At 33.4% G+C, this 26,690-nt stretch carries 26 protein-coding genes and 1 pseudogene; 9 read left to right on the forward strand and 18 right to left on the reverse strand.

Annotated features, from left to right (window positions below):
* Together mobB and CD041_RS07355 are read right to left on the reverse strand one after the other, a co-directional pair.
* A complete protein-coding gene (gene mobB / locus CD041_RS07350; protein WP_002460093.1) occupies positions 1 to 471 on the reverse strand; it encodes a molybdopterin-guanine dinucleotide biosynthesis protein B in 471 nt (156 codons plus the stop codon).
* Complete coding sequence (locus CD041_RS07355) at positions 468 to 1,727, reverse strand: molybdopterin molybdotransferase MoeA (RefSeq protein ID WP_080606531.1); 1,260 nt, start codon at positions 1,725 to 1,727, stop codon at positions 468 to 470. Before CD041_RS07355 ends, mobB begins: the two co-directional genes overlap by 4 nt.
* Positions 1,728 to 1,788: 61 nt before the next feature.
* Between CD041_RS07355 and moaC the strand changes: the two genes are divergently transcribed.
* The gene (gene moaC / locus CD041_RS07360) at positions 1,789 to 2,274 is read left to right on the forward strand and encodes a cyclic pyranopterin monophosphate synthase MoaC (protein ID WP_002460095.1); all 486 of its coding nucleotides are present in this window, start codon (positions 1,789 to 1,791) and stop codon (positions 2,272 to 2,274) included.
* Positions 2,275 to 2,298: 24 nt separating this feature from the next.
* Here the strand turns inward: moaC and CD041_RS07365 are convergent, their stop codons facing one another.
* The 5 genes from CD041_RS07365 to modA all read right to left on the reverse strand — a co-directional run bounded on the left by CD041_RS07365 (position 2,299) and on the right by modA (position 6,107).
* Positions 2,299 to 2,805: a MogA/MoaB family molybdenum cofactor biosynthesis protein gene (locus tag CD041_RS07365; protein WP_002492230.1), complete on the reverse strand. Its 507-nt coding sequence runs from the start codon at positions 2,803 to 2,805 to the stop codon at positions 2,299 to 2,301.
* Positions 2,806 to 2,818: 13 nt separating this feature from the next.
* Positions 2,819 to 3,823 carry a ThiF family adenylyltransferase gene (locus CD041_RS07370; RefSeq protein WP_070815478.1) on the reverse strand — a complete coding sequence of 335 codons (1,005 nt, stop codon included), beginning with the start codon at positions 3,821 to 3,823 and terminating at the stop codon, positions 2,819 to 2,821.
* A gap of 216 nt (positions 3,824 to 4,039) precedes the next feature.
* The gene (locus tag CD041_RS07375) at positions 4,040 to 4,645 is read right to left on the reverse strand and encodes an ATP-binding cassette domain-containing protein (protein ID WP_002460098.1); all 606 of its coding nucleotides are present in this window, start codon (positions 4,643 to 4,645) and stop codon (positions 4,040 to 4,042) included.
* Entirely contained in the window at positions 4,646 to 5,317 is a 672-nt protein-coding gene (gene modB, locus CD041_RS07380; RefSeq protein WP_002460099.1) for a molybdate ABC transporter permease subunit, read from the reverse strand.
* A gap of 13 nt (positions 5,318 to 5,330) precedes the next feature.
* Complete coding sequence (gene modA, locus CD041_RS07385; RefSeq protein ID WP_002460100.1) at positions 5,331 to 6,107, reverse strand: molybdate ABC transporter substrate-binding protein; 777 nt, start codon at positions 6,105 to 6,107, stop codon at positions 5,331 to 5,333.
* 184 nt (positions 6,108 to 6,291) lie between these two features.
* Here modA and fdhD point away from each other — a divergent pair, with 184 nt between their 5' ends.
* Positions 6,292 to 7,080 (forward strand): formate dehydrogenase accessory sulfurtransferase FdhD, encoded by a 789-nt coding sequence (gene fdhD / locus CD041_RS07390; RefSeq protein ID WP_080606530.1) that lies wholly within the window; start codon positions 6,292 to 6,294, stop codon positions 7,078 to 7,080.
* 106 nt (positions 7,081 to 7,186) lie between these two features.
* Here the strand turns inward: fdhD and CD041_RS07395 are convergent, their stop codons facing one another.
* The 5 genes from CD041_RS07395 to CD041_RS07415 form a co-directional block, all read right to left on the reverse strand.
* Positions 7,187 to 7,951 carry a GNAT family N-acetyltransferase gene (locus tag CD041_RS07395; protein ID WP_002478812.1) on the reverse strand — a complete coding sequence of 255 codons (765 nt, stop codon included), beginning with the start codon at positions 7,949 to 7,951 and terminating at the stop codon, positions 7,187 to 7,189.
* Positions 7,952 to 7,974: 23 nt separating this feature from the next.
* Positions 7,975 to 8,520, reverse strand: a complete 546-nt coding sequence (locus tag CD041_RS07400; protein ID WP_070648177.1) for a biotin transporter BioY — start codon at positions 8,518 to 8,520, stop codon at positions 7,975 to 7,977.
* Positions 8,521 to 8,589: 69 nt separating this feature from the next.
* Positions 8,590 to 9,531, reverse strand: a complete 942-nt coding sequence (locus tag CD041_RS07405; RefSeq protein ID WP_103284516.1) for a nucleoside hydrolase — start codon at positions 9,529 to 9,531, stop codon at positions 8,590 to 8,592.
* 178 nt (positions 9,532 to 9,709) lie between these two features.
* The gene (locus CD041_RS07410; RefSeq protein ID WP_002478811.1) at positions 9,710 to 10,618 is read right to left on the reverse strand and encodes an ABC transporter substrate-binding protein; all 909 of its coding nucleotides are present in this window, start codon (positions 10,616 to 10,618) and stop codon (positions 9,710 to 9,712) included.
* Positions 10,619 to 10,857: 239 nt separating this feature from the next.
* Positions 10,858 to 12,003: an acyl-CoA dehydrogenase family protein gene (locus CD041_RS07415; RefSeq protein WP_002460107.1), complete on the reverse strand. Its 1,146-nt coding sequence runs from the start codon at positions 12,001 to 12,003 to the stop codon at positions 10,858 to 10,860.
* A 206-nt stretch (positions 12,004 to 12,209) separates the two neighbouring features.
* On the opposite strand from CD041_RS07415, the gene CD041_RS07420 reads away from it, so the two are divergent.
* Positions 12,210 to 14,303 (forward strand): AAA family ATPase, encoded by a 2,094-nt coding sequence (locus CD041_RS07420; RefSeq protein ID WP_002492254.1) that lies wholly within the window; start codon positions 12,210 to 12,212, stop codon positions 14,301 to 14,303.
* Positions 14,304 to 14,460: 157 nt separating this feature from the next.
* On the opposite strand, the gene CD041_RS07425 is transcribed toward CD041_RS07420, so the two are convergent.
* The 4 genes from CD041_RS07425 to CD041_RS07440 form a co-directional block, all read right to left on the reverse strand.
* A complete protein-coding gene (locus CD041_RS07425; RefSeq protein WP_002478808.1) occupies positions 14,461 to 14,802 on the reverse strand; it encodes a transcriptional regulator, SarA/Rot family in 342 nt (113 codons plus the stop codon).
* 371 nt (positions 14,803 to 15,173) lie between these two features.
* Complete coding sequence (locus CD041_RS07430) at positions 15,174 to 15,494, reverse strand: PH domain-containing protein (RefSeq protein WP_002460110.1); 321 nt, start codon at positions 15,492 to 15,494, stop codon at positions 15,174 to 15,176.
* Between the two features lie 29 nt (positions 15,495 to 15,523).
* A complete protein-coding gene (locus CD041_RS07435) occupies positions 15,524 to 16,264 on the reverse strand; it encodes a transcriptional regulator, SarA/Rot family (protein WP_002492251.1) in 741 nt (246 codons plus the stop codon).
* A gap of 36 nt (positions 16,265 to 16,300) precedes the next feature.
* Complete coding sequence (locus CD041_RS07440) at positions 16,301 to 18,277, reverse strand: AraC family transcriptional regulator (protein ID WP_070648175.1); 1,977 nt, start codon at positions 18,275 to 18,277, stop codon at positions 16,301 to 16,303.
* A gap of 569 nt (positions 18,278 to 18,846) precedes the next feature.
* Between CD041_RS07440 and CD041_RS07445 the strand changes: the two genes are divergently transcribed.
* A complete protein-coding gene (locus CD041_RS07445; RefSeq protein ID WP_037545123.1) occupies positions 18,847 to 19,584 on the forward strand; it encodes a CHAP domain-containing protein in 738 nt (245 codons plus the stop codon).
* Between the two features lie 653 nt (positions 19,585 to 20,237).
* Here the strand turns inward: CD041_RS07445 and nhaC are convergent.
* Positions 20,238 to 21,629: a Na+/H+ antiporter NhaC gene (gene nhaC / locus CD041_RS07450; protein ID WP_002478803.1), complete on the reverse strand. Its 1,392-nt coding sequence runs from the start codon at positions 21,627 to 21,629 to the stop codon at positions 20,238 to 20,240.
* Positions 21,630 to 21,671: 42 nt separating this feature from the next.
* The gene (locus CD041_RS07455) at positions 21,672 to 22,745 is read right to left on the reverse strand and encodes an NAD/NADP-dependent octopine/nopaline dehydrogenase family protein (protein WP_002478802.1); all 1,074 of its coding nucleotides are present in this window, start codon (positions 22,743 to 22,745) and stop codon (positions 21,672 to 21,674) included.
* Positions 22,746 to 22,976: 231 nt separating this feature from the next.
* Here CD041_RS07455 and CD041_RS07460 point away from each other — a divergent pair, with 231 nt between their 5' ends.
* From CD041_RS07460 to CD041_RS07480, 5 genes and pseudogenes are all read left to right on the forward strand, one after another.
* Complete coding sequence (locus CD041_RS07460) at positions 22,977 to 23,399, forward strand: DUF4870 domain-containing protein (RefSeq protein WP_002478801.1); 423 nt, start codon at positions 22,977 to 22,979, stop codon at positions 23,397 to 23,399.
* 298 nt (positions 23,400 to 23,697) lie between these two features.
* Positions 23,698 to 24,234 carry a CHAP domain-containing protein gene (locus CD041_RS07465; RefSeq protein ID WP_037545126.1) on the forward strand — a complete coding sequence of 179 codons (537 nt, stop codon included), beginning with the start codon at positions 23,698 to 23,700 and terminating at the stop codon, positions 24,232 to 24,234.
* Between the two features lie 412 nt (positions 24,235 to 24,646).
* A pseudogene (locus tag CD041_RS07470) lies at positions 24,647 to 24,979 on the forward strand (DMT family transporter).
* Positions 24,979 to 25,293 carry a DMT family transporter gene (locus CD041_RS07475; protein ID WP_002478798.1) on the forward strand — a complete coding sequence of 105 codons (315 nt, stop codon included), beginning with the start codon at positions 24,979 to 24,981 and terminating at the stop codon, positions 25,291 to 25,293. Before CD041_RS07470 ends, CD041_RS07475 begins: the two are co-directional and overlap by 1 nt.
* 68 nt (positions 25,294 to 25,361) lie before the next feature.
* Positions 25,362 to 26,315: a 2-hydroxyacid dehydrogenase family protein gene (locus CD041_RS07480; protein ID WP_002492284.1), complete on the forward strand. Its 954-nt coding sequence runs from the start codon at positions 25,362 to 25,364 to the stop codon at positions 26,313 to 26,315.
* Positions 26,316 to 26,690 lie beyond the last annotated feature (375 nt).

Here is a 26,690-nt window from a genome sequence, read left to right on the forward strand (position 1 = left end):
TCATCCTTTAATTTCTATCCAATCTAATAACCAACTATCAAATTTTGTTAATGCTTGCGCGTCGGAAAGATTAATACTGTAGCGTACATTGGATAATGCTTGAAGTTGAGTTAAATCTTTTTCGTTACGATAAACAATGATTTTGTCAAACTCAGCTAATTTATAACCTTCTACTAAAATGATGTCATAGTCAATTGTAACAGATTTGTCAATAACATCCTTAAGACTTTGATTACATTGCCGCGTAATCGTTTGCTGATACTGATGTCCTTGAACAATACTTTGATCTGCACCAGCGTGTAAATGTTTCATATGATCAACTTCTTGATGCTGTAACGTGATTTCTTCTCCATGATGCCCGTGATGCTTTATTGTTACAACAGTCAAATTGTGTTGTTTTAGTAACCGAATGGTGTGCGCCATCAGTGTCGTTTTTCCCGAGTCTTTATAGCCAACAATTTGAATAATCATAGCGACAACGTCTCTTCATAAGCATGCGATTCAGTGAGAATAACGTCAACGGTATGTCCCGCTTTGAAACCACGTGTACCTCCAGGAAGCATAATCATGGCGTTACTATGTGCAATAGCGACAACAGCCCCTGATTTATTAAAACCTGAAGGCACCACAGTAGCGCCATTAGCTGACAATGTTGCTTTAGCACGAATAAATCGACTGAATGGATTCGCTTTCGTAAAATCTTCCATAAGTGTAGCTTTAACAACTTGTGGATAAAAAGCATCTGCGCCCATCATATGATAAATTGCAGGTTTAACGAATAATTCAAAACCAGTAAAGCAGGCTGATGGATTACCGGATAAGCCAAATAAATATTTATCAGTAGTAACTGCGACTGTAGTGATACTTCCAGGTCTCATAGCAACTTTATTAAATAATACTTTAGCATCAATAGCCTTGTATATCTCTGGTAAATAATCAAAATCCCCCACAGAAACACCACCTGTTGTAATCACAATTTGATGTGTCTCGAGTGCTTCACGAACTGCTGTAATACTACTATCTAAATCGTCTTGTTGAATTTTATATACATCAGCACCAATATCAACCTTGTTAGCAAGTGCTTGAATCATTGGTCCATTAGAGTTACGTATTTTACCTGGCTGTAGGTCTTCATTAATATCTAATAATTCACTACCAGTTGCAATAACAGCGATACTTGGTTTATCAAATACAGGAACTTCACTATAGCCAAACGTAGCTAATACAGCAATGACCCCTGCATTAATAAGCTGCCCTCGTTGTAACACAATATCTCCAGTTGCAGTTTCTTCTCCTTTGAGACAAACATTTTCATATGGCTCAAAAGATTTTCGAATTGTAAATGTATCTTTATCTTCAACCGCTTGTTCAAACATAACCACAGCATCGGCACCTTCTGGCATTTGAGCACCAGTCATAATGCGCACCGCTTCACCTGCTTGTAATTGATGAGACGATACATCTCCAGCACCGATATGATCAACAACTTTAAATTTTTTTCTATTCTGATGATAAGCACCCGCACTATCCTCACTACGAATAGCAAATCCATCGTATGGCGATTTATTAAATCTTGGAATATCACTTGTTGCAGCAATATTTTCGGCTAATACATAATTTAAGCTTTCATCAAGTGGAACGGTTATTACTGAGGTATAAATATATTGATTTACGACTCTTGAAATTGCTTCTTTTACAGGAATCGGCGTTCTTTTCTCGATTGTCATTTTATCATCTCCAAGTTAACTAATATTTCATGATATACTGAATTTTAAGAGGAGGAATATCATGGCTGATTTCACACATATAAATCATCAAGGCAACGCCAAAATGGTTGATGTTTCAGCAAAAAACATCACTAAACGCACTGCCGTTGCACATTCAAGTATTATAGTAAATCACACAATTTATGAACAAATTGTTAATCATACAGCTAAAAAAGGGAATGTCTTAAATACTGCACAGATTGCAGGAATTATGGCTGCTAAGAACACCTCTACAATGATTCCAATGTGTCATCCTTTACCGCTTACTGGTATTGATATTACATTTTCTTGGTCAGATTTAGACAAAGGTCAACATCAACTTAATATTGAAGCAACCGTTTCAACTACTGGCAAAACTGGCGTCGAAATGGAAGCATTAACTGCAGCTTCTATAACCGCCTTAACTATTTACGATATGACTAAAGCGGTTGACAAAGGCATGATTATTGGTGAAACATTTTTATTAAGTAAAACTGGCGGCAAATCCGGCGAATACTATAGACAATAACCATTTTTTTATTTATTTCAATTATTACACTTTTTTATTGAGCTCATAAACCATATGATTTAATTCTGGTTGTATGAGCTTTTTCATTGCTAAGTTAACAGCCCCTGTAGAACCTGGTAGCGTAAAAATAAGTTTATTATTTACTGTGCCTGCAATTGCACGCGATAAAAGTGCCCTTGTACCAACATCTTCAGCATAGCTTAAATACCTGAACAACTCCCCAAAACCATCTAATTTTTTTGTCAACAATGGTTCTACCGCTTCAATCGTTACATCTCTTGGTGCAATTCCTGTACCACCAGTTGTGATAATGACATCAATATCAGACTTCAACCATAACTGTAATTGATTTTGTATTGCTATTTTTTCATCTTTTACTATGGCGTAATCTTTAATAGCAAGTTCCGCATCTACATCATGCAGTAATGTTTGAACAAGTTGTCCTCCTTTATCACTCTTTTTATCTCGAGTATCTGAAACCGTTAATACAGCACAATTTATAGCTCTATCTATTTTCCTATGTGTATGCATATTTAGACCTCCTTTATCCAAATAAAGCATTTATGAGTTTTGTAGCTTGCGTAATATTAGTCATTCCATGTATTAAAAAGCGACCATCATGAAAGCAAACAATACGATATTTATTAAAGTGGAACATCACTAAATAACCGTTCGTTTGATAATCGATTTGACGCGAGTCCAAATATGACACCAACATCTCTTGAGAAATATCTGGATTGACATACTGTACAGTATCACGTCCACATAACATGGCATAGCGCTGAGGTTGTTGCTGTAAATAAGGGTAGTTTGCTGCCGTTCCACAAGTCGCACAGTTATCTTGTTGTATTTTACTAAAACCAATACTTATATGCTGTCCTTCCCATATATCTCCATAAGTTAGTTTTGCTGCAATATCTTGATGCGTTAATATTTTCAATGCATCTTTAAGCTGTAAACTCGTTGTCATAGTTACTGCTGGTTGTATCACACCCACCGTATCACAGGTTAGCGTCATCGATGGTAACTGTGGTATTAAACAATTAAAGCATGGTGTCTTACCAGGTATAAATGGAGCTTCTACATAAGTACTTTGAACAACTCCGCCATATATCCATGGAATATGTTGTTGATAACAGAAATCATTAATCAATTGACGCGTTACAAAATTATCTGTTGCATCGAGTATTAAATCAACATGCGTGCCATTCGAGCTTAAAAATGCACGATCGACTTGCGCTATAAAAGCATGTATTTGTACATCTTTATCAATACTTTCCAAATGCGCCTTTGCAGCAATTACCTTTGGCAAGCCCTCTGCTGCATCTTGCTCTGTAAATAATGTTTGGCGTTGTAAATTACTATATTCTATATAATCTCGATCAACTATCGTTAATTGCTTTACTCCTGCACGCACTAGCCCTTCTGCTAAGTGCGTACCTAACGCTCCCATTCCAACAATTAGTACTTGAGCTTGTCGTAAATCTTCTTGACCTTTTTCACCAATTTTATTAAATAAAATTTGCCTTGAGTATCGGTCTTGCGTCATGCTTAGCTCCCTCTTTCTGCATCATTATCATCATTATATAAGTATTTATAGCTACTCTCAAAAATTTGAATTATTATATAAAAATTACTTTGTAGGATACTTTTTAGCGAATCAAAAAAGAGCGAAACCAAGGTTCATTTACCTTTGAGTACCGCTCTCATAAAAATACGATTTAAATAATCAAAAATGACTTGTTTAGCTCCAATTAAAATGATATTAACCAATAATAATCAGTTCATCTGCAAGCGTTTCAGCTTCATAGTTTGAATGCGTAACAAATATAATAGGAATTTGCCATTCTTGAAAAATACGTTTTATTAATTCTATACCTTCATCTCTCGTAGCATCGTCTAAACTAGAAAATGGTTCATCCAATAAAATTAAATCTGGTTTTGTGCTCAATGCACGTGCCAAAGCAACACGCTGAGCTTCGCCACCTGATAATGTCATTGGATATTGTTTTTTCAAATGACTTATATTCAAAGTCTTCATCAGCTGATTTAAATGTTCTGATGGTTCAGCCATAAATGTAATATTGTCATACACCGTCATATGCGGAAATAACTGGTAATCTTGGAAAAGGTAACCAATATGTCTTGATTGAATTTTAGTTTGTATATGTTGTTGTGTATCAGTAATGACACGTCCATTAACAGCAATATAGGCCTTATCTGCTTGTCTTAAACCGGCAATCATATTCAATACGGTCGTCTTTCCAATTCCTGATGGTCCTCTAAGTGCATATATCTTCGGTATATTATCATCAATGTCAATATGAATATGTGTTTGTTTTAATTGATAATGCAATTGTATTTTAAGCATTTAATCAACCTCCCGATACTTATCTCGATTAGCAAAATTTAAAGTACCGATGACTGCAATTGAAAATGCCACAAGAACTAGCACCCATAACCACGCTTCATTTTCACGACTCTGTTCTACTAAAAAGTATATTTCGAGTGGTAATGTATTCGTTTTATTAGGTATGTATCCAGCTAACATTAATGTTGCACCAAATTCACCAATTGCTCTGGCAAAGCTCATCATAATTCCTGCTAAAATAGCACGTTTTGATAACGGTAAAATCAACTTGAAAAAGATTTTATTTTCACTTGCTCCCATTGTTCTAGCTGTGTTAAGCATTTTAGGCTCAATGTTACGAAATCCTTGAACAGTATGTTGATACATAAGTGGAAAACTAACAATGACAGATGCTATAACTGCACCTGTCATTGTAAATACCACTGGAAGATGTAAGACATTTTGAAAAAATTGCCCCACAAAACCACGCGGTGAAAAAATAATTAATAGAATAAATCCCATGACCGTTGGCGGTAAGACAATCGGCAAGAGAATCAAACTTTCAAGGAGTTTCGTAAAATGCCCTGTGCCACGATATAGCAGTCTTGCAATTATTATGCTTAAAATCATTACGATAATCGTACTTATCACAGCAACCTTAAGCGAAATCCAAAATGGCGTAAAATCAGGCATTGACTAGACCTCCTTAATTCGAAAATTTATAATCTTTAAGAATGGCTTTGGCTTTATCTGATTTTAGGAAGTCCATCCATTCTTTTGCAAGTTTGCTATTTGAAGTTGCACCTGCTTTATATGTGATTGGTTTTTTCAATTCAACTTCTTTAATTTCATTCACTTTGTCATTGCGTTGTTTGTTAGTATAGAGATCCGTTTTATAAACAAATCCCATCTGAGCATTACCTTTTTCAACATAATTTAAAACTTGTTTAACATCTTTCGCATATACAATTTTATCTTTCACAGCATTGTATAGATGTTGATCATCTAAATATTGTTTCGCATATTTTCCTGCTGGTACTGTTTTCACTTCACCCAAAGCTAATTTTTCATTGCCCTTTAAATCTTTGACTGAAGATTGTGTACTGTCTTTATCACCAATAAGTACAAGTTTATTATGAGCATAATTATATGTATCATGCACATTATCTTTTAATGCATCAACATCTTTCGTATTTGCAGACATAAATACATCAGCAGGAGCACCCTTTTCAATTTGTTGTCTTAATGCTCCAGAACCACCATAATTAAAAGTTACTTTGGCATCTTTATGATCTTTTTTAAATTCCTTCTCAAGTGCTTTTGAAACATCGGCTAAACTTGCTGCTGCAGAAATACGTAATTCTTGTTTACTATCTGAGCTAGATGACTTTTTATCGTCTTTTTTGTCGTTTCCACCACTAGAACAACCAGCTAAAATAAGTACTAATGTTGCAATTACAACTAATAAATGTTTAAATTTCATTGACAAAATTCCCCCTCTTCTAGGATTATTATACTACTTTTTTATATTCATAAAAGGTATATTTTACAATTTCATATAACTTTAAATAATACGCCTTAAATGTGGTACTATCATTTATATTTTAATCTTAGTATTTTAGCATTATAATAAATATATTATCTTGTACGATGTGGGGAGCATGATTATGGAAAGAGATGTATTACAAGGACAATCCATTGTTCATTATGATGGAGAGCGACTTATAACTACAACGGATAGCTATGTTACTGAGTTTCCACTTACAATTATGGTAAATAGAGATGAGTTTGCTACTGTTATTTGCAGTCCAACTCATATGGAAGAATTAGTGATTGGCTTTTTAGCATCAGAAGGTGCAATATACAAGCGTGATGAAATTAAATCTTGCCAAATAGATGATAGTAAGGGGTTTGCCCATGTGGATTTGACACATGAACTCGGTAATCGATTTGAATATTCAACTAAACGCATGATTGCTTCTTGTTGTGGCAAAAGTCGTGAGTTTTATTTCCAAAACGATGCGGCGATAGCAAAAACGTCGATGTCTCATATAACGCTGCATCCACAACAAATTTTAAATATGATGACACGTCTACAAGGAGCTAGTACACTTTTCAAACAAACAGGCGGTCTGCATAACGCTGCAATTAGCGATGGCAACACATTCTTTGAACACCGCCAAGATATTGGTCGACATAATGCCTTAGATAAACTTTATGGTTTTTGTTTAAAACGCCGTATTCCCGTTCGAGATAAAATCCTCATTTTTAGTGGACGTATTTCCTCTGAAATTCTTATTAAAGCTGCAAAAATCGGTGTTGGCGTAATACTTTCAAAATCAGCTCCAACTACGCTTGCCATCACGCTAGCTAATGATTTAAATATTACAGCAATTGGCTTTATACGAGATGGTACATTTAATATTTACAGTCATCCAGAACGCGTTAAAGCATAAGATTTCAACCTTTTATAGAATTAAAAGCCCACGTCAATTATCTTCATGTCATAAAAGGAGCGAAAAAGAATTCATAATGAATTCTTTTTCGCTCCCTTTTTATATTTTATTTGATATTTTCTTTAACAACTTGATAACAAAAACCTTTGTAGATATATCCTTGCTTAAGATACATATCACGTGCCGTATCTTCACCATCAGCAACTAGAATAACCGGTCTTGTGTCAGCATATTGCCCTACATAGGCTTGTAACGTACTACCAATCCCTTGATGTTGATAATTCTCTAAGACACCAAAACCATCAATTTCAACAATTTCGTCACTTACGATCATATCTAAAATACCCGCTGGTTGATTTTGATAATAAGCTAATAAGCGAACAACATTATCGTATTGTTGTTGAATGTGGATACGTGTACGTTTGACACTTTCATCAGCAAATCTATGACCAAACGGTAATGCAAAATGCTTATAAATTGTTAAATAATCCTCTAAATTATCTTTGTCTACAATCTGAATTTGTACATCTGATTTCGTTTGCCAACGCGCCAGCTCAGCAGACTCAATCACATAGAGCTCAAGCACCCCAAGTTGGTACCCTTCTTTATTAAGTATCTGTTTCCAATCATTGTCTAAATGATGATTCGCTGGAAATGTAAAGGCAAGATGTGTACATTGATGCGCTTGATGAAATTGTTGTTGTCTTTGTACATCTCGTCGCCATTCTTCGATATTAGGTAGTTGTTTATATATCCATTGATTAGAATGATACGTATGCGGTTCTTCAGGAGTTAAATATATCTTTTTATTAGAATCTTCATAAAAGAGGTTTCCCATTATCGCTATATGCTCAAAACTCAATTCTTCCATACATATCACCTAATTTTTTAAAATTATATCAAATTTTTAAATCTACTATGATTTAACATGGTTGAACCAATCAGACAAGCAATGATTGCTTTAATGATATCTCCAGGCATAAATGAGAATGAAAATAAAAATGCTTTAGAAATAGGTATTTGTGTGATAAAGCCCATAACAATCGTGCCTACAATATCTAATAATAACACGCCAAAGAGGAGTGTTGGCACAATCAATACTAGAAAATTGATTTTATGCTTGTACGCATCTCTAACAGAACCTATCGCATAAGCAATAAAAGGATATAAAATTAGAAAGCCAGCAGATGGACCCGCAAAGACACCTATACCGCCTCTTCCTCCAGATAAAACTGGTAGGCCTGTAGCGACAAGTAATAAAAAAACAACAGCACTTAATGCACCTAATTTACGTCCTAAAATAATCCCTGCTAAAAATATGCCTATATTTTGTAAAACAATGGGTACTGGCATAAAAGGTAGAGGTATACCAGGAACTAATCCTAAAATACATATAATGGCAGTCATGACTGCTGTATATACTAATTCTTTTGTACTCATATCGTGATCCTCCTTATATGAGAATGATTATAACACCTTTGTAAACTTTTATAAATACAAAGTTTACATTTAGTCAACTTTCATTGCTAATGCGGTGATATAGTCGAAAAAGGCATCACGTTTCACATCATTGATAACATTAATTGGACGTCCTTGATCAGTTAAAAATGTTCGACCTTGGCTTGGTCCTTTTGCAATAACATCAGCCATTACTGTCTGATAATCCACTAACTGTGGATTACCAACGTAAGCAGTTGTTAGCACATCCCATAAAAAATAAGTGGAATTTGTAACAAAATGAGTCAAAGGCGGTACAGCAGCATAACTAACACCTAAAAAATCAACACCTGTATAACGTCTGTCATTCGCCCAACGTTGTCTTATTTCCCATGTGAGCGGCACTTGATTAGTACTTTCTAAAGCAACCATATCAATAGTCAAATCGGCGTCAAATACTGTTTTAACTGCAGAAGGATCCCAAAATGCATTCCATTCCGCTGTCCCATCATGTTCAGGTTCTTCTACATTACCTCGTGTTAAAAACGTTCCTCCCATCCATACTAACTTTTCAATTTTATGTAAGATATTGGGTTTTCTTTTTAGTGCCTCAGCTAAGTCAGTAAGCGGTCCGGTGAATAGTAGGATTACTTTATCAGTGCTCTGTTCTAATCTAAAAATAATATCTTCATAGGCTTCCATCTGACTTATACTAGCAGAAGTATGTAAATGTGTTTCATTTAAAATAGGTAACGCATCCATAAAAAAAGCATGCATTCGCCAATCTTTAGGAAACGGATTAGCACCACGCTCATATGAAGGTGCAACAGCAATATTTTTTGTTGAAAATCGATTAATTATTTTCATTGAGGCGCTTAATGAAGGTTCTAAATAACAATCAGCGCCAATAGTACTTACCCCGATTAAATTAATATTATCCATTTGTAATAATAAAAAAAGTGAAACTAAATCGTCAACGCCACCATCATGATTAAAATATACTTGTTGTGTCATGTTTTTTCTCCTTTAGTCGTCTTACATATCAATATTATAGTATAGTATATTAAAATGAAGATAGGACATAAATATTTCTGACAAGTTGAAAGAAACGGGGGGAGAATTCATAATGAATTCTCCCCCGCTCCCTATTGTTTAGGATTTATGTCCCAAACTGATAAATGAAGTTAAAAGATTATTTTGCTGCAGAAATTAATTTTTCTTTTAAATCTTTACGCATAAAGTCCAATGTGTATGGATCATTGTACCAGTATGTACCAGCAGTTACTTTTACTACATGACCATTTTTTACAGCTGGTAAGTTTTTCCAGATATTTGTTGTTTCATATCCAGGTGTTGTTTTACCTTCACTCGTTGAAACAATGTAGTCTCCAGCAATATCTTGGATTTTTTCTTGATTGATTTCAGCCCAGCCGGCTTTTTCAACTAATTTCTTTTGACCTTCAGACATTTTCAAACCGAAAGCTTGATATAATACTTCGCCGCCACGGCCCCAATTGTCACCATATGTGTATAACTTTTTGTCAAACTCGTCAACAATTGATACTGTTTTATCTTGGCCAATTTTTTCTTTTATTTCTTTACCATCTTTAGCTGTTTGTGCTTTCCAATCTTTTTCCCATTTTTGCACTTCATCTTCTTTACCAATTAACTTCCCAAGCATTTCTTGTTGTTCTAAATATTTGTGTTTGTTGTAATCGATTACTACGGTAGGTGCAATTTTTTTGTATTTTTTGATATTTTTATCAGTAGAATATACTAAAATTAAGTCTGGCTTTTGCTTAGCAACTTTTTCTACATCGTTATCTCCAATTTTTTCCACATCTTTGAATTTATCTTTTAATACTTTACTTTGATCAACTTGATTACTAACAGCAACAATATTAGCACCTAACTTCTTAAGTCCTCCAGCATATGTAGGTGCAACAACGGCAATACGTTTTGGATTTTTTGGAATATCCACTTTCTTGCCATCATCCATTGTGTAAGATTTTGTATCTTCTTTCTTATCTGCATCTTTACTTTGTCCACAAGCTGCTAGTACAAGTACCAAGGCGATTAGCGGTAATAATAATTTTTTCATAACATCCTCCTATTGATAATGATTATCATTATTGTGCTATTATACTCAATTTTTAGATTTTTTACAACATAACATTTACTATTTTATGGGTATTTTTGCAAATTATTTTTTTGCCTTACTTTTCTCCAAAATAAAAATAAGTAAACAGCATCTAAAATATATTGCTTGGTCTATGATTAATAATGCCTACAGAACATAAAAAAACAATAGTTACACCCTTTAACTTTAATAGTTCATCATTAAAATAAATCTAAGACAGACTTGGCAATATTACTATAGGCCATATCTTCCATTGGTGGATTGTGTAAGCCGGCACGAATATCACGATAATATCGTTGTAATGGGCGTTCCATTTCCAAACTTTTTGCGCCAACGATTCTCATAGCTAAATCAACCACTTCAAGGCACTGATTCATCACCACAACTTTACTCGCTGAGGTTTCATTCCAAATTTGGCTTTCTCCGTCTAACATTTGATATCCTCTTGCCGTACTAAATAGAAAATGTCGCGCTGATAATAGTAATGACTCCATTTTACCGATATTTTGTTGAACTGTAGATAACTCAGCAATGGTACCTTGAATGCTATTAGGATGATATGACTTAGCAAAGTCGACTGCATAGTCTCTAGCTGCTTGAGCAATTCCCAAGTATGTACTAGGAATGTGAAGTATCCATCCATTTGGGCGTCGTTGTCCTCGTGTTTCAACAAAATGTTCAAGAGGAACTTTAACATCGTTTAGCACTAAATCATGACTTTCTGTAGCACGCATGCCCAATACATTCCAATTATCTGCAATTTCTACACCATCTGCATCTTTGGATACTAAGAAAAAGCCAACTTGATCAATAGCTTCAACATATGCACCAACAATAAAATGTGTTAATGCTTTACTCATAGAAGTATATGTTTTCACGCCATTAAGCACATATACATCACCTTCTTTAACCGCATGCGTAGCCGGTCGACCCCCACGAGTTGGACTACCTGTTTCTGCTTCACTTACTGCTCTATTGACAAGGGCGCCTTGTTTGATATCTTCAGCAAAGCGATTAAGCATACGTTGGTCCCATAAATCTTGTTCGTAAAGTTGACCCACAACACTAAGATGCCACCCGATTGACAATGCAGTTGCTCCATCGATAGAGCCTAAGTATGTTTGTAGCACAACCATATCCTCAATTGTAGCTCCTTCACCACCATAAGCTACTGGAAGTGTTAATAAACTATATCCTTCTTTAATAAGCCATTCTATATTCTCAAAGGGAAAATTAGCATGTAAATCATTAGAATTTGCCCTTGCTTTAAAGCTATCCTCTATAGTCTTGAATTTCTCAATCCACTTTTTCTGAATCTTGCTGTGTATTAAAAATGACTTTATCATTGACATCACCTATTCATTACAATTATTTATCCCTAGTTTACCACTCAACATTTATGAATTAAAGTTCATCCATTATGCGTACTAAGTCATATATTTAGAGTAAATTCACACATCTTTCATTAATTCATCGTTTAATAAAGTTTGATTACTATAAAATAGTGTAAATATACATATGTAAAATAATTTTGATATTTGAGGTGAATTTTATGAATAATCAATTTTTTAGTAATGATTTTGATTCAATCCTTAGACGAATGATGCAAGATATGCAAGCAAATAACAATACTGGAAATAAAAAGTTTTATATTAATGGTAAAGAAGTTTCTCCTGAAGAATTAAATCAATTAAGGCAGCAAGGTCAACATTCTGCAGAACAAAGTGCAAATGTATTTCAAAATGCTCAAAATAATCAACAACATACTGGTGGCAAAGATTACTTATCCCAAATTGGACGCAATTTAACACAAGAAGCACGTGATGGTTTACTTGATCCCGTGATAGGTCGCGATACTGAAATTCAAAAGACAGCAGAAGTATTATGTCGTCGTACTAAAAATAATCCTATACTTGTCGGCGAAGCAGGTGTAGGTAAAACTGCAATCGTTGAAGGTTTAGCCCAAGAAATCGTTAAAGGGAATGTCCCAACTTCGATTAAAGATAAAGATATTATTTCAGTCGATATTTCTAGTTTAGAAGCTGGCACACAATATCGCGGTGCTTATGAAGAAAACGTTCAAAAATTAGTTGATGCCTTAAAAGAAAATGAAAATGCCATCTTATTCTTTGATGAAATTCATCAAATGATAGGTTCTGGCTCAACAGGCGGTGAATCTGGTGGTAAAGGATTATCAGATATACTTAAACCAGCATTAAGTCGGGGTGAGATTTCTATTATAGGTGCTACCACACAAGATGAGTATCGTAATAATATTTTAAAGGATGCTGCACTAGCAAGACGCTTTAATGAAGTCGTTGTTAATGAACCAAGTGCACAAGACACAGTCGAAATTTTAAAAGGTATTAGAGAAAAATTCGAAGAACATCATCAAGTTAAGTTGCCAGATGAAGTATTGCAAGCATGTGTAGATTTATCAAATCAATATATTCCTCAACGGCTTTTACCTGACAAAGCGATTGATGTCTTAGATATTACATCCGCACATTTATCTGCTCAAAACCCTGCGCTGGATAAAGTAGAAACTGAAAAGAGAATCACTGAATTAGAAAATGATAAGAGACAAGCGGTAAGTAAAGAAGCTTACAAAGAAGCAGATAAAATTCAATCCCAAATTAAAGAATTACAAAATCAATTAGATAATGGTACGAAAGAACAACAATCCGTAGCTACTGTCCAAGATGTTTCTGATACGATTGAAAGGCTAACTGGAATACCTGTATCACAAATGGATGATAATGATATCGAACGTTTAAAAAATATTAATCGCCGTTTAAAAAATAAAATCATTGGACAAGATAAAGCGGTAGATATGGTTTCTAGAGCCATTCGTCGTAATCGAGCTGGATTTGATGAAGGTAACCGTCCAATTGGTAGTTTCTTATTTGTAGGACCTACTGGTGTAGGTAAAACTGAACTAGCAAAACAGTTGGCTATTGATTTATTTGGTAACAAAGAAGCATTGATTCGTTTAGACATGAGTGAGTATAGTGATCAAACAGCAGTGTCTAAAATGATAGGTACTACAGCAGGCTATATTGGCTATGATGACAACTCCAATACATTAACTGAAAAAGTAAGACGCAATCCTTATTCAGTTATTTTATTTGATGAAATTGAAAAAGCAAATCCTCAAATTCTCACATTGCTTTTACAGGTAATGGATGATGGTAATTTAACAGATGGGCAAGGCAATGTTATTAACTTTAAAAATACAATCGTCATATGCACTTCCAATGCTGGTTATGGAGACAACGAAGAATTTGATGACATTATGAATGAATTAAAAAGATTCTTCAGACCTGAATTTCTTAACAGATTTAATGGTATCGTTGAGTTTACGCATTTAGATAAACACGCTTTACAAGATATTATTAATTTACTCTTAGATGATGTTCAAGTGACTTTAGATAAAAAAGATATTACAATGAATGTTTCTCAAGAAGCAAAAGACTGGTTAATTGAACAAGGCTATGATAAACAAATGGGCGCACGTCCATTACGCAGAGTTGTTGAACAACAGGTACGAGATAAAATTACAGACTATTATTTAGATCATACTGATGTAAAACATGTTGACATAGATATTGATAATGATGAAATCATTGTAAAAGGTACAAATTAATATTTAATTAAAAGCGCACCTTTTTCTCCTACTGTGATGTGCACCCCATAAAGTTAGATTTTTAATCCAACTTTTGGGGTGCACATCACTCCTGAAAAAAGTGCGCTTTTTTGAATAAATGATGGCATCATTTGCTAATGAACAATGCTTATATGAGTTAAATATATTGTTCTAATTCATGAATAAGTTCTTGAATACGCTGACGTTGATCTTTAGAAACATAAACAATAACGGTTCTTTCATCATGAACGCTACGCTTTTTAGATAATAGCTTTAACTCTTTAAGTTTTTGTAGTGCTTTTGTTAAATAATAAGGCTTGAACTCTGAAGTCACTGCAATTTCTTTAGAAGTTATTTCATTGGACTCACTTTTTAAAATATAATTTAAAATAAAGATTTCTTCATAGCTTAAATTATATTTTTTCTTTGTCGCTTTGAAAAATTGTTTAACTTGAAATGTTGCACTGACTAGTTCATCAATATTTTTTATCTTACTCATAATTTCAACCACTCCTCTGATGCATATCTTGTTGCTTGGTTTGCTAAATGTTTTTTAAATTTTAACGCATCTCTTGTTATAAATAATATTTTATAACAATTAGATAATAAAATTCAATATTTTTATTAAGCTAAAGTGATTTAATTCATTAATTGCAATTATAGATTTTTCTATTCCGCCAAAATGAATTACATCCCTATTTATGTAATGATGGCAGTTTTCATAGAAAAAAGATGGTAAAAGTAAGGCCAATGACCTTTACTATACCACCTCTAGTATACGTATGGAATTGATACATATAATGAAGTTCAATCATTAACTAAGTTATTGAATACTCTTCAACAAATACTTAGATTTACATATCTTCTTTTTTATATTTTATTAGATACATAATCGACAAATCGTTGAATGTCTCCATTCTTAATTTTCGTCATTGGAACTTTCCCAATATTAAAAGTAAAACTGATACCATCGTCAGTCATGTTAATTGACTCTATTTCATTATAAGGAATATTTCTGTAATAAAATTGGCCATTCATATCAACATTCATAATTAAACGTTCTGAGGTTGCTATAAATGCACCTTCAAATTCAGATTGTCCTTGAACATGATATTCAATTATCCCTAAGACAGATGGCCCTTTCGTTTCAGTTGGAAACAAATCATTTGGATTAATATTATCAAGTATCATTATTTATCATCCTATTCACTTTGAATTGACTATATATGGGTTAATTCTAAGTGGTTAACAATAGTATTGTAACATTCATTAAACAGTAATTTCACTTGGGACAGTTTATCTGTTTTAATACCTATTCGAATTTGCCGTTCATCCGTTCGACATCTTTCTTTATAAATGTACTTTTTATCCACTAAAGATTTGATCAATGGAGTAATATACATATTATGCTGTTCAATAACATATTTTAATTGTGCCATATTGTACGCATTAGGATATAGATAGATAAGCCCTAAAATAAATAATTCATCTAAATGTATACTGTCATGTAAACTTGTTAATTCAAAGTCATCGTGGAGTACTTTCACATCCATAAACTCTTTAAGTTTAAAATGACAGTGTAAATCCAACTTAGCATCTATATCATAATTTGCAATTATCTTTTTAATTTCTTGAAGCAGGTGCTCAATTTTTTTATGTTGTATTTTAGTCATATAAATAATAAGTCGCCGTTGATCATTAGGATTACGCTTTTTTGATATCCAGTGCATTGCGTATAACTGAGCTAGATATTTAAGCATCATTGCTTTATTGCAGTGTTCTTTTATCACTAAAGTTTGAATCGTCAAAGGGCGCTCATGCGCTGTTGAATAATCTTTAATAAATAGAAGTATTTTAAATTGTTGCATATTCATATGATAAGCATATCTCAAACTTTCATTGACGGTTTTTACTAGTGAATAGCATCCTAACACCAATCTAATTCGTGTGTTAATGTTCATCACTACACACCCTCCTTAGTCAGCAAATACCATGCATTAGCTTCTAAGTGAAAATTTAATATGCCCTATACTCATACTAGGCAATATATATTTACGGTTAATTATCGTTGGGTATGATAATTGGCCTTTCCAAAAATGTGGCTGAAACAAATTATCTTTGTTTTTCGTTTGATCTTGATGATGATTTAAGTTCGGTGCTTTTGTATAAGTAATTAAACTACTTTCAGCATGGCTCATCGGCTGAGTTGTTTTAAAATTTAATTGCAAGTCTTGTAACTGTTCTCCGGTTGAAATATTCATATTGAAAGCTAAACATTGATACTCAAATTTAAACTTGGTTAAAATAATTTGATTATCTTGATGGACAATATCCCCTCTAAGTTGATTCATCATATTGAAAAACGCTAAAAACATATTGTTATCCATATTACGTCCGTGAAATAAATACTGCAGCAAAAAATCAAGCGAAAAACTTATGCCTTTAAGCATTAAATAGTACCGTGCCATCAAAGAAAAATTGATTATATTTTGTTGAGTGATCTCGCCATTTTGATTCATATTTAACATTGTTGTATCTAAAATCACTTTGTGATGATACTTTTTCCAAGTAGTTAATTGTTCAAAAGTTATAAAGTATGAGGTAATATACTCATCAATTTCATTAAATTCATATGGTCTAACATCTCGATGAGGTACTGATAAATACAATGAGCATCTGTTAAAAAATTGTCTAACCTCATTAACAACCTTCTGTATCACTTGTTTGTCAGTACTATCTAACATAATTGATACACCATCTACTTCATTTACAAAGCGTGAATAAAATAAAGTTATAAATAATTGATTCACATTATTAAATCCATGTTGCTCGAGGTATGTTAAATCTAAACCCTTAAAATAAAATATAGGCGTTAGTCCTAAATAGTTTAATTTAGTAAGGTAATATTCACACACTCTCTGCACCGCTGAGAAATCAGTCAAATCAATGGGTATAATCACATAAACATGTTTATTTTTAGAAAATAAATGCTGTGTTACATAAAATATCTGATGCTCATTCAAGTACAACAATTGTTGGCTGGTAATAAATAAATCTTTAGGTTCTATATGACAAATTGGCAAAGTATTAGAAGAGAGGATGATATCTTTATTATTGGACACTGTTGTATAATGTTTTACCTTATGAAAATAAGATTGATAAGTTTGTTCGCTTAATGGTAAATATTGAATATTTTCATAATAACTTGTTGTTAAACTATGATACTGCTTTCTAATTTCTTTTGGGGTATATCCATATGAATCTTTGAATAAATTAATAAACCTAGAGTAATGATTAAACCCATGCTGATATGCAATATCTTCCACAGTTCGATGCTCTTTTAAAATATCGATAAGCGCACATTTTAAGCGAATATCATTGACATACTGATTAATACTTTGAAAAGGTGTTTGGTATTTTATAACATTTGACAATTCTTGATTTGTCATATTTAATGCATTAGCAATCTCTTGCTTTTTTAATTTTTTTGTATGGTGTGAAATTAAATAGTCATGGACTTCATCTAATACTGTCATATTTTGTGTTTTTGCTCTATATAAGTGCGACATTGAACCTAATTCAACACATAAATGTTTAATCATTTTTAAAGTTGTCTGTTCGTCTGCTTTATTAAAGCATTCTAACTCAATGATATTCATTAATATAGGTAATACTTGTTGCTTCTCAATATTTGATAGTTTATAGCCACTGATATCAATATATTCACTCGCATATTTCACATAGTCTTTAAAAGACAAATCAACAACTAACGTCACTGCATCATCATCGCTTTGAATTTGATATAAATCGTTCAGCATTAAAAGTACAATATCCCCTTCTGTCATGTGATATTGCTTCAAATTAATATCAATCGTACCTTGCCCTTTCACCCAATAAATCAACTTAACATTGACTGTCTTTTGCCCATAAGTATTTAACTTTTGTAATAATTTTACCGAAAACTGTCCGTTCATATGTCGTCCTCTCATCAATTAATTACAGAGATATACAACAATATACTTCAATCCCCACCTGAAGTATTCATACACCATTCCTTCAATGTATCTATTTCACATAGTTAATTGTAATTTTTATTTCGGTATAAGTAGTAACAAAATCATATTTTATTATAGCCAACTTTTTATTATTCGCATATTATTTCATATCAGTTAAAACTTTTTATCCTTTATCCATGTTTTTTATCATCAATTATCCTATGCACCATTTTCTACATAATTCAACTGTATTATTTTATTTTCTGTTTTTTTACAAAATGATGACATAAAAAATTTAACAAATAAAAAAAATTGAATAAAGTCTGTTATATAAGCATTTCTTTTTATTACAAAATATCTCATTATGCAAAATACGTTTAAAATATATTAGAGGAAAATTACAAAATGTTAACAACCCACACAAACCAACTTTTTTCTGGTAAAGTATTGTTTGTCTTAAACAAGATGATTAATTGTTGATGTCCGATTCATCAACCACTATAAAAAATACAATTATATTAAATTATTTTTCGGGAGGATATTTTATAATGAAGAAAATCGCTACTGCTACAATCGCTACTGCAGGAATTGCTACATTTGCTTTGGCTGGTGGACACCATGCTCATGCTGCTGAACAAACAAATCATGATGGTTATAATCCAAATGACCCTTACTCATACAGCTACTCTTATACAATCGATGCACAAGGTAACTATCATTACACTTGGAAAGGTAACTGGTCACCAAATCAATTAAACCAAAACCAAGGTTACACTTATTACAATAACTATAATAGCTATTACAATTACAACAACTATAATTACAGCAACACATATGCTTCATCAAATTCATACCGTACTGGTGGCTTGGGTGCAAGCTATTCAACTTCTAGCTCTAACATACATGTGACAACTACAAGTGCACCATCATCTCATGGTGTGTCAATCTCAAGTGCTTCACATTCAGGTAGCAACTTATATACTAGTGGTCAATGTACTTATTATGTATTCGATAGAGTTGGCGGTAAAATTGGTTCAACTTGGGGCAATGCTAGCAACTGGGCAAATGCTGCTGCAGCTGCTGGGTACACTGTAAATAACAGACCTTCAGTAGGCGCAATCATGCAAACATCTCAAGGTTACTATGGTCACGTTGCTTATGTTGAAAGTGTTGGAAGTAATGGTTCAGTAACTGTTTCAGAAATGAACTATGGTCATGGACCAGGTGTTGTAACAACACGTACAATCTCTGCATCTCAAGCAGCTTCATACAACTTCATTCATTAATATTTAAAGTTATCAAGGCTGGGATATAAATCCCAAAATAATAGCACAAAGATGGTTTAACATAAATCATCTTTGTGCTTCTTTTATATTTAATACTTTGTATGATTGACTTACTTAAGACCCGCTTCAGCCAGTTTTTCTGTGCTTAGCCCCAACTTGCGTTGTCCGTGGAAATGCTTGTTGCATTTCTTTTTGTTGGGGCCCCGCTCGCTACATTGCGGTGTATTTATATGTGTTTTTGTACTGGAAATTTTAAAAAATAAGGTGTTTTCGTACTATGTATTAAATTTTACTTAACGAATTAATCAAAGTGCCTTATGACAGATGCAATCTAATAAAATGTTACATTTCTTTTTACAACGCATTAATAAGGTGAGTCATATTTATGGCTCACCTTACTTCACAAATTCAGTATCTCTTTTAATGGTTATGTCTATATATTAATGATGCACATTACGGAATTCATGTTAAGATTAATAGATTCAACCCTCGCTACAAAAATTGAACCATCATCCTATGTAGAGGATATTTTACTAATAATCATATCGCTACATTTATTCTCGCTACAAAAATAAACAGTGACTTCTAATAATTATTAGCATACTTTATATTAACCGGATATAGCTATAGTTAAACATGCTTTGAAATAATTTTTACGTAACTTTATTATTTTTTTTAATACCAATACCTGTAAACCCGTAAAAAACAGCTAATATAGCACATAAATAACATGGTACTGTCCAAATAAAGAATTGATCAACCGGCACATTTAATTGCTGTGCATAATATATTCCTGAAGTTCCCCATGGAATAAGAGGTAATACCATTGTACTTGCATCTTCCAGCGTCCTAGATAGATTTGATCGATCTAACCCCATGTCTTCAAACATATCTTTCATCACAACACCAACCATAATAATTACAATAGATGCTACGCCAGCAGCAAACACCATCATTAAACAACAAATAACAGTAATTAAAATAAGGCTACCTGTTGATTTGACACCTTTTGAAATGGTCTCTAATAAAACATTTAAACAGCCTGATTTTTCTAAAATACCAGCAAATGCATAGCCACAAAAAATGGTAACAATAATTTGAGTCATACTCATCATGCCACCTTGTTCAATTAATGTTTTAGCATTATGAGAAATATGACTATGTCCAGTCATATTAGCTGTAAACCCATCAAATGTAGCTTTAAATCCATCTGCTAAATTAAAGTGATGATTAAACGCACCTACAAAAATTGCAGTAATACTAGATGCTAGCATCGACGGCACTGTCGATACTTTAAACATAAGGCAAATAATAATAACAATGAGCGGTATCCAAACAAAGAAATTAAACTGATATAACGTTGCAAGTTCAGATAATAGTGATTGAATTTGCTTTGTGTTTACATGACCATCGTTATGTAAGCCTAAGACAAACCAGACAATCATACCAATGAGTGAAGCAGGTATTGTCGTCCACATCATCGCACGAATATGTGAAAATATATTCACCTTCGTAACTAATGCTGCTAAATTAGTTGTATCAGATAGCGGTGACATTTTATCCCCAAAGACGGCACCTGCAATGATGGCACCTGCAGCCATACCTAAATTCATATTCAATTGGCTTGCAATGGAAATAAGCGCTATACCTGCAGTTGATGCGGATCCCCAAGCTGTACCTGTAGCTAAACTACAGATGGCAGAAATAATAAATGCAGACACTAAAAAATACTGAGGATTTAAAAATTTTAATCCATAATAGATTAAAGCAGGCACAGTACCAGCGTACATCCAACTCCCAACAATAATACCCACAGCCAATATGATAAATATAGCAGGCATCGCTGTAGTTAACCGATGCGTAATCCCTTCTTCTATGTCATTCCATTTCAACCCTACTCGAATACCAATCAATGCGGCATAAGCTGATGAAATAAGTAATAGTACTTGAATGGGAATGTTAAAAACAATAAATCCTATTGTCACTACACAGACCATAACAATGATGGTAGAAAGTGCCTCGAAAAACGTTGGTTTTCTTGTCATATAGTCAGCTCCTTATCTCACAACTAGTTATGATTTTATTTATCAGTAACTGAGATCTAACTTTTCAAGACCTAATTCTTCAACAGTAAGTCCATCTTCAAAAAAGTCTCTCTCTAGTATGGTTGAAGCGATAATTATAACTGCATCAATATTGGGCGTCGGCACATCAATAACACGACCTATGCTTGACCATAACACTAAACCATAAGCGATATCTTCAGTTAAATAACGATTTTCTACGTGATTAGGACCCGGTATTTGAGAAAAGACTGGACTTGTATTAAATAATCGATTTAAAGGTTCATCTTCGTCTGTACGTTCTAAATAGCCCCGTTGAATTCTTGATTCTTTCGCCGATTCTAATTCAAATCCTAATCGACGGCCTAAATTAATACGCTCTAATTCTATCGCATGGAGTAATCTTACTGTATGTTGCGTAATTCCTTCTTTATAAAGTGAAAACTTTTGTGCATGATCAATACGGCCTACATTAAGTAACGTTGGCCCTGGGTGCACTTCTGGGTTCCCATTTTCTAAATTCGTTTTCAATAAACTTTCTTCTTTGACTAGTTGAGGATAAATTTGACTTACTTTATCATAACTATCATTTAATTCTTCACGATTAAATGTTGAAAAGTACACGCGTCGCACATTAAGAGATAAGTCAACACGCGCTTGTGCAAAATCTACCCTTGTACCATATGTTAACGTGTTAGCTTCAGCAAATTTAGGGTGTACATCAATATTGCGATCTTCTAACACATTCATAAAACGAATTGAGCCCATTGACGCTGCAATATTAAAGAAGATTAAATGGTCATTGGTTACGTGATATGACATAACCTTTGCATAGTATTCTATAAAAGATGAAGGAATAATCACTTGAACGAGTTCGGCATCTTGTAATACATAAGCTATATCATCACTAATATTAGTGAATTCTATAAATTTTTCATTTCCTTCATTATTAAAATCAAAGCCGCCACGCTCAAATGCAGTATTAAATTTTTCCAGTGATTGATTTCGGCAATATAATCTTACCTCATGTCCTTGATCTACCATGTCTAATGCGGCAGTAACCGCACCATTACCTGAACCAATAATAGCTATTTTCATCTGAATACCTCACTTTTAAAATATTTCAATACAAAATAAATTCAATAAAAAATGATGCGTTTTAAACAAAGCGCACCATACATATTCATAAATATATAACCATTTATCATATATGTTAAACCTACAATTTGCATAAGTACTGCATGTTAATACGTTCTTAATACCCATGGGTTACTTATTCTGCTATAGTTAATGTGATTAGATTTTTTATTAAACTCAGGAGGAGTTATTATGACGCAACAATCACAAGGTTTTAATACACCACAACATAACGATAGTGACGATGTTCGTCTTATGGCTATGCTTATTTACTTATTAGGTTTCGTCTCAGGATTTATAGGCCCTCTAATTATATGGCTAGTTAAAAAAGATGATTCTAAATTAATTGATCAGTCAGGAAAAAGCTATTTAAATATGTTTATTTCTTATATGATTTGGTGTGCAGTACCTGTAGTAATCATGATGTTTTCACTCATTTTTTATATGCCTTTTGATCCAACTTCAGGCTTGATTTCAATATTTATATTCTTGTTATTAAATTTGGTCATTTTGGGATTACTGATTACCTTTTCTGTTTTCAACATCATTGGCTGTGTTAAATATTATCAAGGTACCTATTACCAAGCTCCATTATCCATTCGATTTTTCAAATAAATTGTACAGTGTTTTTGTTACAAACATTTGTAATATTTAAAGGTTAGTTTTATTTAAATCAGCTACTTTTCATCTTTGCAGCGCACATTTAGCTCTGTATATCACTTGTAACCTTGCAGCTCTTTTATTACAGAGAGATGCAGGGTTTTATTATTTTATTTACGAAAAGATAACATCACACATTTCCATGTATATTTCTGTTAAAGTAAGTTTTGTCGTTAAACGACGATAACATTCACAATTAAGATGCGCTACCATCTTTGTGAATATTTCATACAATTGGGAGGATTTTATTATAATGAAAAAACTACTAACAATAACAACTTTAACTGCAGGATTAGGTGCCACATTAATCAGCACATCCCATCAAGCTGATGCAGCAGAATTTCAACCTTCACATCAATACAACTATCAACAACAAAACTTTAGCCAACAAGCTTATCAATATCACACTACAGAAACAAATACAACATCAACTAGCACATCTACACAATCAATATCTACATCTTCTGGCAATTTATATACTGCCGGTCAATGTACTTGGTATGTATTTGACCGTGTCGACGGAAAAATTGGTTCTACATGGGGCAATGCCAATAACTGGGCAAGTGCAGCTCAAGCAGCGGGTTACACAGTAGATCATCAACCTGAAGAAGGCGCGATATTACAAACTTCTGAAGGTAGTTATGGACACGTTGCATACGTAGAAAGTGTCAATAGTGATGGATCAGTGACTATATCAGAAATGAACTACTCAAACGGTCCATTTTCAACAGACACACGCACAATTTCAGCCAGTCAAGCTAGCGCTTATAATTATATTCATTTGAACTAAGCATAATATTTAAATATCATAAATTACACGTTTGGGCCTGGGACATCATTCTTGTCCTGGGCTCACATCTATATTTTGACAATACTCAATTGGTTCTATTTAAAAATTAGTTATACTTATATATCGCATGTATCCATCATAACAGTTTTCAGCATATGCACGTTTACCAATAAATGACTCAGACATTCTAATGAATCAACCTTGTCTAAGCTCTATGCAAGGAAAAATGGCATATGCATTTCAAAAAATATACAAGCTGGTGCTCCAAGCATATACAAAGAAAGTAAATTAGTGTGAAACAGAACGCTTTAAATTTCTGTGCCACACTTTTTTAATGCCCAAATATTGCAGTTGTATAGCATATTTGAGAAAATACGACTGTTGCGATTTAAAGCTAGAGGAGGAATAACAAATGACCTGGTTAAAAGTCATCATGGCAGGTTTATTGGAAATAGTATGGGTCACAAGCTTGAATCAAGCGCATTAATTGACATCTTGGAGCTTCACATTATTAATGATTGCGCTAAGTTTCTATCTTGTTATATCTGCAACAAAGTCTCTAGCCGTTGGAACAGTCTATGCATTATTTGTTGGTATTGGTGCGGCTGGAACAGTTATTGTTGACATGCTATTTTTCCATCAGCCCATCTCCATATTAAAACTAATACTTATCTTAATGTTGATTATAGGCATTTTAGGGCTCAAGTTAACTACTGATATAACAGAACATGGAGGTAGCAACTAATGTCTTGGTTTTATTTAATCATTGCTGGCTGTTTTGAAATTTTAGGTGTTGTGCTGTTAAATCAACTTGCACGCACATCTCGTTGGTACTACATAATTTTATTGGCACTTACCTTTGTGCTTAGTTTTACAACTTTAAAATTAGCTATGGTGTCCATTCCGATGGGTACTGCTTATGCAATATGGACGGGCATAGGAACTGCAGGAGGCACATTTATCGGTATGTTGTTCTACCAAGAATCTACACACCCATTACGCATAGGTTTTATTGCAGTAATTATTGCAGCTGTAATTGGACTCCGGCTGCTCGGCTAATTAGTAAAGTATATAAATTGTATACGTTTTCTCAATTTACTATACTGGAGCTAAAGGAAGTGATAATGATGGAAAAAGTTTATATTGCCGGAAAAATTCCAGAAGTCGGTTTAAATTTATTAAAAGAGCATTTCGAAGTTGAAATGTATGAAGGTGAAGGTATTATTGATAAAGAAACGTTAAAACGTGGTGTCAAAGATGCTTCTGCACTTATTAGTATCTTATCGACAAATGTTGATAAAGAGGTAATTGATGCTGCTAATAATTTAAAAATCATTGCAAATTACGGTGCTGGTTTTAATAATGTCGATGTTGATTATGCTCGCGAAAAAAATATCGATGTAACAAATACGCCTAAAGCATCTACAAATGCAACAGCCGAACTTACCTTTGGATTAGTCTTAGCAGTTGCTCGACGCATCGTTGAAGGTGATAAATTATCACGCACACAAGGCTTTGATGGATGGGCTCCGCTTTTCTTTAGAGGACGTGAAGTATCAGGTAAAACGATTGGTATCATTGGATTAGGCGAAATTGGTGGCGCTGTTGCCAAACGTGCAAAAGCTTTCGATATGGATATTTTATATACAGGTCCACATCAAAAGGTTGAAAAAGAGCGCGAGATTGGTGCAAAATATGTTGATTTAGAAACGTTGCTTAAAAATTCCGATTTTATCACGATTAATGCAGCGTATTCTCCAAAGCTACATCATCTTATTGATACTGAGCAATTTAAATTGATGAAATCAACTGCTTATCTTGTAAATGCTGGACGTGGTCCTATTGTTAATGAAGAAGCACTTGTACAAGCATTGCATGATAAAGAGATTGAAGGCGCAGCATTAGATGTTTATGAATTCGAGCCTAAAATTACTGAAGGCTTGAAATCATTAGATAACGTTGTCATCACACCGCATATTGGGAATGCGACGTATGAAGCACGTGATATGATGTCTAAAATTGTTGCAAATGATACAATTAAAAAATTAACAGGTGAAACGCCGCAATTTATCGTCAATTAATGACCTCTAAACTATCAATTTCCTTTAATATAAATACAACAATAGTCTAGAACATAATGATATTTTAGACTCTGAACTCTATATTGACGGTAGTTGATTGAATTGAAAATACGCTTATACTAAGCTTTTTTCAATTCAAGTCAACCTTGTCAGGTTGGGACATAAATCCTAGAAAAATAACACTCAGATGAATTGAATTCAACGCATCTGAGTGTTTCTTTTTTATTCAATACTTCGTATTGTTGGCTCGCTTTCCTAGGGTGCCGTCAGGAGTCTCGCCATAAATACTACGTATTATCATGTCATTTCACCTTTAAATGCTTAAAAAATAAGGCAGTTTCGTATCATTTAATAAATATCACTAAACTAAATGAA

Source organism: Staphylococcus lugdunensis, assembly GCF_002901705.1.
Taxonomy (GTDB): domain Bacteria; phylum Bacillota; class Bacilli; order Staphylococcales; family Staphylococcaceae; genus Staphylococcus; species Staphylococcus lugdunensis.

Excerpts from the sequence above, each read along its gene's own strand:
- CD041_RS07460 (WP_002478801.1), top strand. The coding sequence starts at position 22,977 with ATGACGCAACAATCACAAGGTTTTAATACACCACAACATAACGATAGT.
- CD041_RS07365 (WP_002492230.1), bottom strand. The coding sequence starts at position 2,805 with ATGCATACACATAGGAAAATAGATAGAGCTATAAATTGTGCTGTATTA.
- moaC (WP_002460095.1), top strand. The coding sequence starts at position 1,789 with ATGGCTGATTTCACACATATAAATCATCAAGGCAACGCCAAAATGGTT.
- CD041_RS07445 (WP_037545123.1), top strand. The coding sequence starts at position 18,847 with ATGAAGAAAATCGCTACTGCTACAATCGCTACTGCAGGAATTGCTACA.
- CD041_RS07430 (WP_002460110.1), bottom strand. The coding sequence starts at position 15,494 with ATGATACTTGATAATATTAATCCAAATGATTTGTTTCCAACTGAAACG.
- CD041_RS07440 (WP_070648175.1), bottom strand. The coding sequence starts at position 18,277 with ATGAACGGACAGTTTTCGGTAAAATTATTACAAAAGTTAAATACTTAT.
- CD041_RS07375 (WP_002460098.1), bottom strand. The coding sequence starts at position 4,645 with ATGCTTAAAATACAATTGCATTATCAATTAAAACAAACACATATTCAT.
- fdhD (WP_080606530.1), top strand. The coding sequence starts at position 6,292 with ATGGAAAGAGATGTATTACAAGGACAATCCATTGTTCATTATGATGGA.
- CD041_RS07425 (WP_002478808.1), bottom strand. The coding sequence starts at position 14,802 with ATGAGTAAGATAAAAAATATTGATGAACTAGTCAGTGCAACATTTCAA.
- CD041_RS07420 (WP_002492254.1), top strand. The coding sequence starts at position 12,210 with ATGAATAATCAATTTTTTAGTAATGATTTTGATTCAATCCTTAGACGA.
- CD041_RS07435 (WP_002492251.1), bottom strand. The coding sequence starts at position 16,264 with ATGAACATTAACACACGAATTAGATTGGTGTTAGGATGCTATTCACTA.
- CD041_RS07370 (WP_070815478.1), bottom strand. The coding sequence starts at position 3,823 with ATGACGCAAGACCGATACTCAAGGCAAATTTTATTTAATAAAATTGGT.
- modB (WP_002460099.1), bottom strand. The coding sequence starts at position 5,317 with ATGCCTGATTTTACGCCATTTTGGATTTCGCTTAAGGTTGCTGTGATA.
- CD041_RS07475 (WP_002478798.1), top strand. The coding sequence starts at position 24,979 with ATGTCTTGGTTTTATTTAATCATTGCTGGCTGTTTTGAAATTTTAGGT.
- CD041_RS07405 (WP_103284516.1), bottom strand. The coding sequence starts at position 9,531 with ATGACACAACAAGTATATTTTAATCATGATGGTGGCGTTGACGATTTA.
- CD041_RS07400 (WP_070648177.1), bottom strand. The coding sequence starts at position 8,520 with ATGAGTACAAAAGAATTAGTATATACAGCAGTCATGACTGCCATTATA.
- mobB (WP_002460093.1), bottom strand. The coding sequence starts at position 471 with ATGATTATTCAAATTGTTGGCTATAAAGACTCGGGAAAAACGACACTG.
- CD041_RS07480 (WP_002492284.1), top strand. The coding sequence starts at position 25,362 with ATGGAAAAAGTTTATATTGCCGGAAAAATTCCAGAAGTCGGTTTAAAT.
- CD041_RS07415 (WP_002460107.1), bottom strand. The coding sequence starts at position 12,003 with ATGATAAAGTCATTTTTAATACACAGCAAGATTCAGAAAAAGTGGATT.
- nhaC (WP_002478803.1), bottom strand. The coding sequence starts at position 21,629 with ATGACAAGAAAACCAACGTTTTTCGAGGCACTTTCTACCATCATTGTT.
- CD041_RS07395 (WP_002478812.1), bottom strand. The coding sequence starts at position 7,951 with ATGGAAGAATTGAGTTTTGAGCATATAGCGATAATGGGAAACCTCTTT.
- CD041_RS07455 (WP_002478802.1), bottom strand. The coding sequence starts at position 22,745 with ATGAAAATAGCTATTATTGGTTCAGGTAATGGTGCGGTTACTGCCGCA.
- CD041_RS07410 (WP_002478811.1), bottom strand. The coding sequence starts at position 10,618 with ATGAAAAAATTATTATTACCGCTAATCGCCTTGGTACTTGTACTAGCA.
- modA (WP_002460100.1), bottom strand. The coding sequence starts at position 6,107 with ATGAAATTTAAACATTTATTAGTTGTAATTGCAACATTAGTACTTATT.
- CD041_RS07465 (WP_037545126.1), top strand. The coding sequence starts at position 23,698 with ATGAAAAAACTACTAACAATAACAACTTTAACTGCAGGATTAGGTGCC.
- CD041_RS07355 (WP_080606531.1), bottom strand. The coding sequence starts at position 1,727 with ATGACAATCGAGAAAAGAACGCCGATTCCTGTAAAAGAAGCAATTTCA.